General features: G+C 49.9%; 10 protein-coding genes, 3 pseudogenes and 1 riboswitch. All 13 genes and pseudogenes read right to left on the reverse strand.

Features of this window, described 5'->3' with window-relative positions; all coding sequences use genetic code 11:
• Positions 1-64 precede the first annotated feature (64 nt).
• A riboswitch (cobalamin riboswitch) is annotated at positions 65-264 on the reverse strand.
• A 69-nt stretch (positions 265-333) separates the two neighbouring features.
• The 13 genes and pseudogenes from GHH_RS11590 to GHH_RS11645 all read right to left on the reverse strand — a co-directional run bounded on the left by GHH_RS11590 (position 334) and on the right by GHH_RS11645 (position 13514).
• A complete protein-coding gene (locus GHH_RS11590; RefSeq protein WP_370643323.1) occupies positions 334-801 on the reverse strand; it encodes an NUDIX hydrolase in 468 nt (155 codons plus the stop codon).
• Positions 802-923: 122 nt separating this feature from the next.
• A pseudogene (locus GHH_RS19735) lies at positions 924-1332 on the reverse strand (IS982 family transposase); the annotation flags it as partial.
• Positions 1333-2312: 980 nt separating this feature from the next.
• Positions 2313-2900, reverse strand: a complete 588-nt coding sequence (locus GHH_RS11595) for a GNAT family N-acetyltransferase (protein ID WP_015375298.1) — start codon at positions 2898-2900, stop codon at positions 2313-2315.
• A gap of 429 nt (positions 2901-3329) precedes the next feature.
• Entirely contained in the window at positions 3330-4208 is an 879-nt protein-coding gene (locus GHH_RS11600; RefSeq protein WP_015375299.1) for an IS982 family transposase, read from the reverse strand.
• Positions 4209-4368: 160 nt separating this feature from the next.
• The gene (locus GHH_RS11605) at positions 4369-4983 is read right to left on the reverse strand and encodes a PH domain-containing protein (RefSeq protein WP_015375300.1); all 615 of its coding nucleotides are present in this window, start codon (positions 4981-4983) and stop codon (positions 4369-4371) included.
• A 241-nt stretch (positions 4984-5224) separates the two neighbouring features.
• Positions 5225-5773: pseudogene (locus GHH_RS11610) on the reverse strand (PTS transporter subunit EIIC); the annotation flags it as partial.
• 181 nt (positions 5774-5954) lie between these two features.
• Entirely contained in the window at positions 5955-7010 is a 1056-nt protein-coding gene (locus GHH_RS11615) for an RNA-guided endonuclease TnpB family protein (RefSeq protein WP_015375302.1), read from the reverse strand.
• 65 nt (positions 7011-7075) lie between these two features.
• Positions 7076-7952 (reverse strand): annotated as a pseudogene (locus GHH_RS11620) (IS982 family transposase).
• A gap of 201 nt (positions 7953-8153) precedes the next feature.
• Entirely contained in the window at positions 8154-8885 is a 732-nt protein-coding gene (locus tag GHH_RS11625) for a GntR family transcriptional regulator (RefSeq protein ID WP_015375304.1), read from the reverse strand.
• Entirely contained in the window at positions 8882-9643 is a 762-nt protein-coding gene (gene nagB / locus GHH_RS11630; protein ID WP_015375305.1) for a glucosamine-6-phosphate deaminase, read from the reverse strand. The genes GHH_RS11625 and nagB overlap by 4 nt, the downstream gene beginning before the upstream one ends.
• Positions 9615-10835, reverse strand: a complete 1221-nt coding sequence (nagA, locus tag GHH_RS11635) for an N-acetylglucosamine-6-phosphate deacetylase (protein ID WP_015375306.1) — start codon at positions 10833-10835, stop codon at positions 9615-9617. Before nagA ends, nagB begins: the two co-directional genes overlap by 29 nt.
• A 139-nt stretch (positions 10836-10974) precedes the next feature.
• Complete coding sequence (locus tag GHH_RS11640) at positions 10975-12768, reverse strand: ATP-binding protein (RefSeq protein WP_015375307.1); 1794 nt, start codon at positions 12766-12768, stop codon at positions 10975-10977.
• Positions 12768-13514 (reverse strand): response regulator transcription factor, encoded by a 747-nt coding sequence (locus GHH_RS11645; protein ID WP_041470533.1) that lies wholly within the window; start codon positions 13512-13514, stop codon positions 12768-12770. Before GHH_RS11645 ends, GHH_RS11640 begins: the two co-directional genes overlap by 1 nt.
• Positions 13515-13542 lie beyond the last annotated feature (28 nt).

A 13542-nucleotide genomic window follows, 5' to 3' on the forward strand; every position in this document is an offset into this window, starting at 1 on the left:
AGACCGCCAATGGGCACAACAATGCCCTATGCGACTGTTTCCGCGTCTCACCCCCCGAAGATTCGGAAACTGCGGCAAGCAAGGCAGGTCTACTGGCTCATGCTTCATCCTACTCTGAAGCCTTCCCGTACGGAAAACAGCGCAAGCCATCCGTCCGTACAGTGGCGATTTCATTTCGTCCGCATTGACAGTTGCGGGGACAGCTCCGGATTCCCACCGGATTCCCTATTAAGCCTTTTCGGCGCCTTGCTGCGAATGGATTCAGTTATGGGATATGGACATTTTTATAATAATGCAGCGTTTAGCATTTGACAACTATGAATTTACAGCACTTCACCTTCCCACTCTTGCAGATAATCGAGACGGATTCATGACCCATGCTTCATAAGGAACAGAGCATCCCCTTTTCATCGCATCGAGCACCCGCGATTTCAAATGCGGCCATGTCACATATTCATCAATATTCGACTCATCGATCAACACAAACTTCGCCTCTTGAATTTCCTCAGGCTGGGGAAAAACGTTTCCTTTCACATATGTCGCTTTAAATGCAATGTTTATGATATTTTTAGTTTCATTGTAGTACACGCCGCTGACCCCAATGAGACGGATGTCAACGCCAGTCTCTTCATGCACCTCACGATGAACGGCCCGATCGAGCGGCTCGCCCGGTTCAACTTGTCCACCCGGCATTTCCCACGTATCGGAGCGGTCATAGCTTTTAACAAGCAAAACCTCTCCCGTGTCATTCGTAATATAGGCTGAAACGGTGATAATGGCTTGTTGGTGTTTATCCATCAAGCTCTCCTCCTACATCGCGGAATGATCCTAGCCCTCTCCTGCAGAAAAAAAGCAGCTGCCCCATCTATACTGCCATCTTGAAAAAAATAAGGAAAATCCGTGGTGCTAGTTGAACATTAACGCCTCACGTGATGACACAGCGCAAGAGGGACAAGATCTCCACAACAGCATAGGCATGATGTTGTCCGTGCCTCGCTAGTTGGTGACGGATCTATTAGAAAAACTCTATTTAACGGAAAAACGGAGCAACCGACAACAACAGTTATATCGAGAGCGTTCAGGGAACATCTCCCTAGTGAATAAGTTTCCAATGACATACTGATACCCTGCTCGTTCCGAAGTAAAACAAAACAACTTTCCAAGAATATGAATGGCGATTATGACCCATTTCCTTGCTTTAACAAATGACGATTTCAGCGCTACAATACATTTAGAGCCGCCAGACAGTTGCGCTGATACCAAGAACAAGATCGCCGTATATTGCTTTTGAATTTCCGCTTGATCCGTTGTAAAATGAAGACGCTCTTGTATGGGATTTCTCCTTTCTAATGTTAGATGAGCACTTTCATTTTAAAAGGAGATTTTCATACAAGGACTATTTTTATGCTCGTCTGATTTTATCTAGCACCACGGGTAACTAAACATCATGCAATACATATCTTTTTATATATATTCAGAATTTAACTTCTTCTTATAATTGATAACGCGGTAAAAATAGAGTGTAAATTAAAAATTTCCAATAATGATTTATAATTGTACATGTAACAGATAGCAATGAAATCTATACCAACGCGGCTGCTCTACCCCGTTAATCTTTAATTGATCAAATATCCATTCAACGCATTATGGAGATCAAACAGACACTTTTCAAATCCAGTTTTCAAGAAGACAGCAATCACATAACCATAGGCACCTTTTGTTTCTCCACTATTCCAGCGGTTAATCGAGAAAACAAAAAGAATTCTCACTTGTTCAACCGTTCTTTATACCTTTAAACTAGTAATACCGAGTTGAAATGACCCATTTTGTTTGGAGATCATACTACAAGAATGTTTCAAAGGGCCGTACCATCCACCATGATCACTTTCAGAGATTAAACACATACATCGTTTAAGAGATGATGATGAACATCAGAAAATTCTTACTTTTGAAAGCATCGGCTGGTCCTTGAAAAGGTGGACAGATGAGAGACTCATAAATACATCAAAAATAGCAAAAACAGCGGAAGATGTTCATCAACTGCTACAAAGAATCGATCGTAAAGCACGTTTTCCAAAATAAACATTTAATCAATTACCTTTTTAGACACCTGTGATCTTCCCGCCACATAAGGTATTTCCAGAAAAAAGTTGATCGATGCATCGAAATAAAGCCTCTAAAAGAGGATCGATTTCATCGGTGTATTCGATCAAAGAATTGGAACTCTTGATAGTGTCACCCCTTTGAAGTTTTTTAGTAACTGTATATGATTCCCAATAAGAGTGGATTTTTTGTGTCCCTTTATTCATCCGTTATGCGTTTTGCAACCCGTTCCTTGATTTAAAATAATCTCGTTTTAGAATAGAGTATATAGCCATATCCCTAAATTTACCTTTAATATACCAATGTTCTCTCATAACCCCTTCAAATTGCATCCCTAACTTTTGTAAAACTCTTAAAGATTGAACATTTTCAATCATAGCAAATGCCTCAATTCTGTTTAATTCCATCTTGTCAAAACCAAATTCAATGATTTTATTAGCCGCTTCAACTGCTAATCCCTTCCCCCAATACTTATACGATAAAACAAAACCTATCTCAGCTTTATGATGATTGGGTAACCATTTAACTATATCAATTGTCCCGATCATTTTATTGTCTGCTTTTGAAACGATTCCCCACGGAGCTAAACTACCTTCTTTATAAGACTTAATTACAAATTCTAAAAATTGAATTGAATCTTCAATGGTATGATGAGGTCTCCAAGGTAAATATTTGCAGTTTTCCGGATTTGACGCATAATCAAATAAATCATATGCATCATCTAACGTTAATTTTCTTAATATTAAACGTTCAGTAGTAAGTGTAGGCAAATCCCCAAATACATCTTTAATCTTCAAATTCCTCAACCCTTTCTATACCTATATTTTAATATTCCTTCTGTGTCTTAAAACACTTATATAGGTGCAACCAAAACGTTTAACATATCTTTGACAGAAAAGCCACTTATCGATTTTTCGACTGTCGAGGGCAAGCCTTTGCTTGCCTCCGTCACGCCAAGGCATGACGGACGACTGAACAACCACCCGCTTCTCAGACCCATACATGGGGCTGAAAGCGGTGTTGTTCGGTCGTTCGACAGTCAATCCAATGCTCAGTAAAAGCTACCAATGTGAAAACTTCAAATTGCATCTATATAATTCAAAAAAGTGTTTATCCACCAGACTCTCGGCATACTCGCATTATATACTGGCTTGAACATTAATACAAAACCGTGGAAATTCTTTATTACAGCTTATATACCTTAAACCCGTGGTGCTAGTTGAGCGCTAGCGCTCAACTAGCCCGAGAACAACAAGTGAGTAAGCCAGTAAAATACCATCCAGTGCCGTTTCAAATCCAGAAACCGAGTTCGCGCGAATCTTGGTGATCCGATACGAATCGACTAAAATCGAAAACACGGTTTCCACCACTTTACGTTTTCGCTTCATCCATTGTTTCCATGCATCCGATTGGCGAATTCGCTGATTGTTTCGGACGGGCGTCCAAAACGCGACTCGGTGCTCTTCGTACAGCTTCTTTCGCAGCGTTTGGCTGATATACCCTTTGTCACCGAAGTTATACGGATGTGGAATTTGCGTCATGACGGTTTCAGCGGCCACCCGGTCGTGACAAGACGCTTCGGTGATAACATATCCCATCGGCAGCCCTTGATCAGTCACTTGAAGGTGCAGCTTCAATCCGTAGTACCATTGCTTTTTGGAAGCGCAATATCCGATGTCTGCCATCTCTTGAAATTGTTTGACGCGATGCATTCTTGCCGTATGGCACAACGGGAGCGGCAAGCTGTCCACGACGGCATAGGCATGATGTTGGCCGCGTTTTGCCAGCTCATGGCGGATCCATTTGATAGCGAAGCCAAGCGCCCGGCAACGGCGGTTGTATCGGGAGCGTTCAAGAAACGAGCCGTTTGTGAACAAATTTCCCGTGACAAAACGATGCCATGCCCGTTCGGATGTAAAACCGAGCAGCTTTCCTAAAAGATGAATGGCGATGATGACAGCGTCCTCTTGCTTTACCAAATGGCGATTTCGACGGTGAAGATGCACCTGAATGCATGAAAGTTGGGCAGAAACAAAAACGAAAATGGCGGCATATTGCTTTTGAATCTTGGCTCGATCTGTAGTAAAATGAAAGTGCTCTTGCATGGGGATTCTCCTTTCGAATGGCAGGTCGCACTTTCATTCTACAGGAGATCCGCCAGCAAGGGCTATTTTTATGCTTGCTCAAGTTTATCTAGCACCACGGGTTAAGGAAAGATACCTCGCCTCTGGCACGGCGTCTTTCCCCGATACAACCTTCATCTCGTCACTGTTGAATATATTTGTCAAACACAAAGCCGAAATCCTTCACCGTATAGTTCTTTTTCGCTTCCGTCAGCCAGCGAAAAGCGTATTCATTCACGGCTTGAAAATCCGCCGACACATTGGCGCCGTCACCGCGCATGTTGGCCAACACCTTGGCCGCCAGTTCCAAACTCCGCTCCGCATAGTTGAACTTCGTTTCGTTTTCATGGCAAATGTCCGCGATCGCCAGCAGCGATTTATACAAATCTTTCAGTTCCTCAATATGCTTTTTATGCACATCAATGGAGTAGGAATGTGATCCAATTTTAAATTTAATTTCCGCGTCCAAATCGACCGTCCCGGCCGTCTCAAGCGACACGTCGGAAATCGGATGCTTATAGTAATCGTAGCGGCGCAGCGTCCGTTTTTTGCTCGCGGCGCTCGTGCCGTCCAAATGAATGAGCGCGCGGTTGGTGAAGCAATACTCATCCGATTTTGATTTGATAAGAAAATAGATTTTCTCCCCATCCTCGTGCATCACATAATCATCGGCATCGACTTTGTCATAGTCTTTCGGCTGAATGACCGCACCGATGTCGCTTAGCCCAAGCACATCGGCGGCGACTTTTCCAAACATGCTCATGTTCCTCCGGCTCCTTCCACGTTTTATCGGCGCTCGCCTATTGGCGGATGAACGGCGTTTTGCCTTAACAAGGCGCCGTACCCTCATTCTGTAATACGTCGCGATCGAAAAAATGTTTCATCGTCGGCAAATCCGCCCCAAACGCCGCGGCCAGTTCGGCGTTGGTGACCGCCGGATACAGCGGCGCAAATTCCCCGATGACTTCCGCGACGATCACCCTGCCTTCTGACGCTTGAATCGATTGTTTTAACACATGGTGCAATCCGACTGGAATGAGCAGCCGGTTGAGGAACCCGAAAATGCCGACGCCAACCGCCCCGGCGCCAACGATCCAATGGCCGACCGCGTTGATGCCATCTTGAATCGGCGGCCATACATAGCCAAAAATCAAGGCAAGCACGAGCATGACAAGCGATGTCACGATCGGCACAAACCGCCGTCCGCCGAAGAAGCCTAGCCAGTCGGGCAACTTGATATCATGATAGCGATTGTATAAAAGCCCGGCGATCACTCCGGAGATGATGCCGCCCAACACAGACATATTGATGTCTTTATCAATCGCGGCGGCCCCTTTTGTCAAGACAAAGTAACCGATCGCGCCGGCCAGAGCGGCGGCGCCGTTGCCGTCTTTCGAAAAACCGATCGCCACGCCGATGGCGAAAATCAACGCTAAGTTGGAAAATACCGCATCGCCCGCGGCGGCGATAAACGGAATATTCAATAAATCAGGCTGGCCAAGCCGAAGCAGCAATCCCGCCGCCGGCAATACGGCAATCGGCAGCATTAACGCTTTTCCTAGCCGCTTTGACACTCCACACGGCTAAAGCCGTGGGATTCTTGGGTCGTTCGCGTCCTCCTCCATTTCTGGTTCGGACAACGCCCAAGTTTAGGGGTGTGTCATCACCCCGTCCCATCGGGTTAGAGTGTACCCCGATGGGCGGCGCACCTGTGACCAGTGCGCTAGGTTAGGAGGCGAAGCCCGAAATCGCTTTGGCGATGTTGATGGCGCCATTCAAGTCGGCGTGGAGAGTGTATCCACACCTTTGGCATCGGAAGCAGATGCCGTTTCGGTTCGCTTTCTCTCGATGTCCACATTTACACGTTTGGCTCGTATAAGTTGGATTCACCCACTCCACCCGAATGCCTGCCATTTCGGCTTTATAGGCAATCATCGTTTGTAGTTGGTGAAATGCCCAAGAATGAAGGCTTCGTCCTGCTTCTTTAGCCGATGTTGCCCGTTTCCGAATGCCTGTCAAATCTTCCATCCGAATCACGCCAACACCGTTGGCGAGCGCAACATTCACGATTTGACGGCTGATTTTGTGATTTTGATCCTTCATCCAGCGGGACTCTTTGCGGCCGATTTTGCGAATCATCTGGAGCTTCTTGGCTTTGCCCAACGTTCGCCGCAAAGCCGCATAGCGTCGGCGCACAAAGGCGCATTGGTTCCCTTTGAAAAACCACGATTTCGTTCCCACGCTGGCCACGGCGATATAGCGAAGCCCTAAATCAACTCCCATCACCTTTGTTTCGTGTCGCGGTTCCACTTCAAATGTGACCGCAACAGCCAAGTACCATTTCTTTCTCTTTTTGTAGAGCTTGGCGGCCCCTTGTTTGACGGTTCCGTCCAGCAGCCGATTCAGCCACGCTTCTTGGTAGGGGCGCGCAACCACTGGCACGCCAATTCGCTTCTCCAGTGTGGGGAAGGAAACCGTGTAGAACGCTCCTTTCTTTTCCACCTTTACGTTTTGATTGTTAAAGCAACACCATAATGTTTGAAAATTATGTGTTTTCTGGTTTTTCTTTTGGGACTTCACTTCTCGAATCGTCTGATTGACGACGGCGGAAGGAAACCGCTGCGACGAAAACTCTTTAAATAGTTTGCTCGTTGCTTGATTCAGCTCGGGATGATTCAACAGCCAATTCGCAAACGCGGTATTCACTTTTGTCATCCGTTCATACATGTCTTGTTTGGTTTTCGTCGGCTTGTGCAGTTCCAGCCTTAGTGTGATCGTCGGCATGGATTCACCTCCTCGTAGCGATTACAGGATACCATTTTTTTATAACCCATGGTGCTAGTTGAGCGTCAGCGCTCAACTAGCCCTAGTGTGACCAGGGAATACGCCAATAAGATGCCATCGAGTGCCACTTCAAACCCGGCAATGGAATTCGCTCGAATGTCGGTGATCCGGTATTGGTCTACGAGAATCGAAAACACTGTCTCGATGACTTTGCGTTTTTTTCGGATTCATTCTTCCCATGCCTTGGATGGGCCGTGCTTTTGATTGTGTCGAGACGGTGTCCAGAACGCAGCTTGGTGTTCTTCGTACAGCTTTTCTCGAAGAGCGCGGCTGATGTATCCTTTGTCCCCAAAGTTGTAGGGATGAGGGATTGGAGTCATCACCGTTTCAGCGGCTTTGACGTCGTGGTAGGACGCTTCCGTCACGACATAGCCCATGGCCAGCCCTTGATTGGTCACTTGAAGGTGCAGCTTGAAACCGTAGTACCATTGCTTTTTGGAAGCACAATACCCCATATCCGCGATCCCTCGAAATCGCTTGACGCGCTGCATTCTCGCGGGATGGCACAACGGAAGAGGCAAACTGTCGACAATGTCTAGCATGGTGTTGGCCACGTTTCGCCAGTTCATGACGAATCCATTTGACCGCGAAGCCAAGCGCTCGGCAGCGGCGGTTGTATCGGGAGCGTTCAAGAAACGAGCCGTTTGTGAACAAATTTCCCGTGACAAAGCGATGCCAGGCTCGTTCGGAAGAAAAGCCCAGCAGCTTCCCCAAAAGGTGAACCGCCATAACCACTTCGTCTTCTTGCTTGACCAAGTGACGGTTGCGGCGATGAAGATCCATTTGAATCAACGACAGTTGGGCAGAAACAAAACAGAAAATGGCGGCATATTGTTTTTGAAGTTTGGCTCGATCTGTAGTAAAATGAAAGTGCTCTTGCATGGGGGATCTCTCCTTTCGAATGTTGGGTGACACTTTCATTCTACTGGAGATCCGCCAGCAAGGGCTATTTTTATGCTTGATCAAGTTTATCTAGCACCACGGGTTTTTATAAAATCATTCAATATTGGAAAAACGGCTCGCTTTCATCCCATCCCTAAAGGAGTGGGCTTTCTCGCTCGCGGGTCTGTAAAAAGCCTAACATCATGATCCTCCCCTTTTCATCTCAATCATAAATTTGTACCGGTCGCCGCGGTACACCGATTTGACGACTTCAAGCGGCCGGCCGTCGACAAGGTGCGTGCGCCGCTCAAGCAGCAGCACCGGCGCTCCTTCTTTCATCTTCAGATGCTCCGCCTCCACCTGGCGGGCGACCGAGGCTTCCAATGTTTGAACTGCAGAGCCGATGACCAGACCTTTTTCTTTTTCGATAAATTCATAGACGGAACCGCTTACAACATCACGCGTCAGCCCGGGAACAAGATGGACAGGAATGTACAGCGTCTCCAACGCCATCGGCAAGCCGTCGGCCAACCGAAGGCGGCGGACTTCGTAAAGGTCATCGCCTTCCGTGACGCCAAGTCCTTCAGCGAGCTTCTCGGAAGCCGGAACCATCTCAAAGCTGAGGACGATCGTGCCCGGCTCCAGGCCACGCGCCCGCATATCTTCGGAAAAGCTCGTCAGCCCTTTCAGCGGCTGCTCGATTTTTTGGGCGGCGACAAACGTCCCCTTCCCGCGCCGGCGGATGAGATAGCCATCGTTCACTAAATTGTTGACCGCCTGCCGAACGGTCATTCGGCTGATGTCATACATTTCCGCCAACTCGCGCTCAGACGGGATTATCTCGCCCGGCTGCCATTCTCCTTTTTCAATCTTTTCTTTTATATATTGCTCGAGCTGATAGTAAATCGGAATCGGCGATTGTTTATCGATCATGGCGCATCCACCCGCCGCTTTTCCTTCGGAATGAGCGAGAGCGCCTCCCGGTCGGCAATGATCGTCACGTCCGGATGAAGGTGAAGCGCGGAAGCCGGCAAGTCCGGTGTGACAACGCCTTCGAGAAGCCGGGCCATGGCCTCTGCTTTTTCTCGTCCCGACGCCAACAGCACGAGGCGGCGGCTGCGCAAAATGGTCGCAATCCCCATCGTAATGGCACGGCGCGGCACGTCATCAAGCGATGGGAAAAAGCGGGCGTTCGCTTCCCGTGTCAACTCGGTCAGCTCGACGACGTGGGTGGCTGTCGAAAACGGCGTCCCTGGTTCGTTAAAGCCGATATGGCCGTTGCGGCCGATGCCCAAAAGCTGCAAATCGATGCCGCCCACTTCATCGATGAGCCGTTCGTAGCGGCGGCATTCTTCGTCAAGATCAGCAGCCAAGCCGTTCGGCACATGCGTCTCGTGAAGCGGGATGTCAAGCTTTGAAAACAAATGCTCATTCATATAATGGCGATAGCTGTTCGGATGATCCGGACCAAGGCCGACGTATTCATCCAAATTGACCGTGCGCACAAGCCGATACGATGTCCCATGCTGCCGATGATCGGCGGCCAATTCGCGGTACACGCCGAGCATCGTCGAACCGGTCGCCAAGCCGAGAACGGCGTTCGGCTTTTCCTTGACTTGTTTGATGATGATGTCCGCCGCCTGGCGGCTCATCTCGGTATAGTCAGCGGCTTCCAAAAGCGTTATGGCCATCGCTCTTCCTCCTTTCATCCGGTTTGCGATAAGCAAGAACGCCGCGGCAAAACGTCATCATGACTTCATATCGTTCATTCAAAACGGCGACATCGGCGTCTTTGCCGGGCCGCAAGCTGCCTTTCCGATCAAGCAAGCCAAGCTGTTTCGCCGGATTCCAGCTCGCCATGCGGATCACCTCTTCAAGCGTGCAGCCAGTATAATCGAGCACACGGCGGATGGCCTCGCCAAGCTTGAGCACGCTTCCCGCCAGCGTGCCGTCGGCAAGCCGCGCCTCTTGGCCCCGAACAGTCACCTCTTGGCCGCCAAGTTCATATCGCCCATCACCTAGACATTTCGCCCGCATGGCATCGGTGATTAATATGAGCCCATCGCTTCCTTTATTCCGGTAAGCGAAGCGGACCATCGGCGGCGCAACGTGCAACCCGTCGGCGATCAGCTCGCACATCACTTCTTCAAACATAAGCACAGCACCGGCGACACCCGGTTCACGGTGATGGATGCCGCGCATCCCATTGAACAGGTGGGTCGCATGCGTCACCCCTGCATGGACCGCCGCTTTTACTTCGTCGTAAACGGCATCGGAATGGCCGATCGAAGCGATCACACCCGTCTGTTTCAAGTAGGAGGCAAGTTCCAGCCCCCCGTTCCGCTCTGGGGCAAGCGTGACAAGGCGGATATGGCCGCCCGCCGCCTTTTGCCAGTGCTGGAACAGTGAGATGTCCGGATCGGCGAGATGGCGCGGGTGCTGCGCTCCGGCGCGCTTCGGCGACAAAAACGGTCCTTCCAGATGAACACCGAGCACTTCGGCGGCTCCCGGCCTGTTCGCCTCCGCCATATAGCGAGCGACGTTGCGAAGCGCGGCTTCGATTTGTTCACTTGGCGCTGTCATCGTCGTCGCCAAAAAGCTCGTCGTCCCTTCCGCCGGCAAGGCGTTGGCCATCTTGTAAAGCGCCTCCGGGGTCGCATCCATGACATCCGCCCCAGCCGCCCCATGAATATGGACATCGATGAATCCCGGCACGATGGAAAACCGTGAGGAAAGCTCGATCACTTCCGCCCCTGCATCAGTTGGGCACGACGACATCGGCCCGATCGCGGCCACTTTTTCCCCTTCGATCAGCACATACCCTTGTTCAATGTTTCCTGTTTCTGCATACACCGCGGCATTTTTCAATATCCACCGCTTCATCGCGATTCCCCACTTTCTGTATCTCATTATAACATTATATATTCTAGTTGTCTATACCACTAAAACAAATCCGTCAACCAGTTCGCTTCAGCATGAAAGAAGCAGGGAAGCCGTGGCTTCCCCGCTCTTCCAAACGGCGCTACGCTCCTTTCGGTCCGCGGGCCGGCAAATAAAACGAAAACGTCGTTCCTTCGTTCAGTTTGCTGTGAACGGTAATGAGCCCTTTATGCGCTTCGACGATGTTTTTGGCGATGGCAAGGCCTAACCCGGTGCCGGAACGGCCACGCGTGCGCGCTTTATCGGCTTTGTAAAACCGTTCAAACACAAACGGCAAATCCTCTTCGGGAATGCCGGAACCAGAGTCTTGGACATGGATCGTCACGCCGTCGCCGCTTGGTTCGATGATGAGGCGAACTGTGCCGCCCGATTCCGTATGGCGGATGGCGTTGTCAATTAAGTTCGTCAGCACCTGTTCGATCCGATCCGGATCGAGAGCGATTTCGATGTCCCGATCGCGAAACTCGGCTGTCAGCTCAATCTGCTTTTCTTTCGCCAGCCCGTAAAACTTGCGGATCACCCGCTCGATGTAAGGAACAAGCTTGACTTGTTCGTACTCTAGCTCGATATGGCCAGCTTCCATGCGCGCCAAGTCAAGCAAATCGTTAACAAGGCGGCCCATGCGCAGCGACTCGTCATAAATGACTTTCGCCATCTCTTTCTTCTCTTCTTCGCTCGCCGCGATATCGTCGATGATCGCCTCGCTGTAGCCTTGAAGCATGGCAATCGGCGTGCGCAATTCGTGCGAAACGTTGGCGATAAAGTCTTTGCGCAGCTTGTCAAGCCGCCGCTCTTCGGTCATGTCGCGCAAAACAGCCACCGCGCCGCGCACCATCGTTTTGCCGTACAGCGGCGTCATTAAAATGACCCACGTCCGCCCCTGCAGCGTCACTTCGGTCGATTGCTCCTTCTCCTCGCGAACGACGCGGGCGAACAGCTCTTTCACTTGCGGCGGCAACGGCGCCATCGCTTCCGCGTCGTTTCCTTGCTCAAAATACCACGCCTGCAAAAACCGCTCAGCCGGCGGGTTCGTAATCAAAATTTCCCCGTCGCGGTTAAACGTCAAGACGCCGTCGGCCATGCTGCTTAAAATGCTGGCGAGCTGTTCTTTTTCCTGGTTTAAGGCGTTGATGTTAAACTGCAGACGCCGTCCCATTTGGTTGAACGCCATCGCCAGCCCACCGATCTCATCGTTCGTTAAAATCGGCACTTTCATATCGAAATGGCCCCGCGCCATTTCGAACGCGGCTTGCCGCATTTTCCGGAGCGGAGCGGTGATGCGCGTCGACAAGAAAAAGGCAAAAAACGTCGTCATGACAATGGCGATAAACGCGGCGAGAAAAATTAACTCTTTCGTCCGCTCCGTCGCGTCGGCGATCGCCTCGAGCGACTGATAGATAAACACAGCTCCTCGGCTGCCATCCGGCATCGACATCGGCACGCCGACAATGATCATATCACGGGGCAGCTTTTCTTTTGGATGCCGCTCCGGCATATACAAACGCTTTTTCACCGTTTTCCCATCTGTCAGCACACGCCGCAAGTCCCGATCTTGGCGAATCGACGACAGCGGCATATTGTCCAACCCAGCATCGCCAGGCGAATACCAATAGTGCGACTCATCGGCGACGATGACGGCTTTCGTTCGATTGTCCACAAGCGTCCAAGCGATCGAGCGGGCAAGCTGCTCATCGCGGTAATCGTGCATCACCTCGGCCACTTTTGTCGCCAGGCGGGTCAAGTCGTTTTCCGCTTCCTGCACATAATAATCTTCCAAAAATTTAATAAGCAAAATGCTTAAAATAAACAGCACGCACGAAACGAGCAACAAAATCGTAAACCATAGCTTGCCGACGACGCTGCGAAACAGCCACATTAGTCGCTCACTGCCTCAAACTTGTAGCCGACGCCCCAGACGGTGACGATCATTTTTCCCGCCTGCGGCGACGCTTTATTCAACTTTTCGCGCAACCGTTTAATGTGGGTGTCGACCGTGCGCAAGTCGCCGAAAAACTCGTAATGCCATACTTCCTTCAACAGCTGTTCGCGGTCGAACACTTTGTCGGGCGAGCGGGCCAAAAAGAGAAGCAGCTCATATTCTTTCGGCGTTAAGCTGACTTCCTTGCCGTCGACCGTCACCCGGTGGGCATCGTTGTCAATCGTCAAATGCGGAAACACAAGCACGTCTTTCGCCGTCGTCTCCACCGGCGCGTAGGCGGCGTTCGCCGCGCGGCGCAACAGCGCTTTTACGCGCAGCACGACTTCGCGCGGACTGAACGGCTTGACGATGTAATCATCCGTGCCGACTTCAAACCCTTGCACGCGGTTGGATTCTTCGCCTTTTGCCGTCAACATGATGATCGGCGTCGTTTTTTGCTCGCGGATTTCTTTGCACACCTCAATTCCATCTTTGCCCGGCAGCATCAGATCGAGCAAAATGACGTCATAATCATTCGTCAACGCCTTCTCCAACGCTTCATTGCCGTCGCCGGCCTCATCGATCACATAGTTTTCCCGCTCCAAATACATTTTCAAGAGCCGCCGGATGCGCTCTTCATCGTCAACCACTAAAATACGGATGGTTTTTTCTTGTTTTTCCAATGCTTTGCACCCTCCCATCATCAATGGAAACACTCCCTATTTTCTAGTT

This window comes from Geobacillus sp. GHH01 (assembly GCF_000336445.1).
In the GTDB taxonomy this organism is placed as follows: domain Bacteria; phylum Bacillota; class Bacilli; order Bacillales; family Anoxybacillaceae; genus Geobacillus; species Geobacillus zalihae.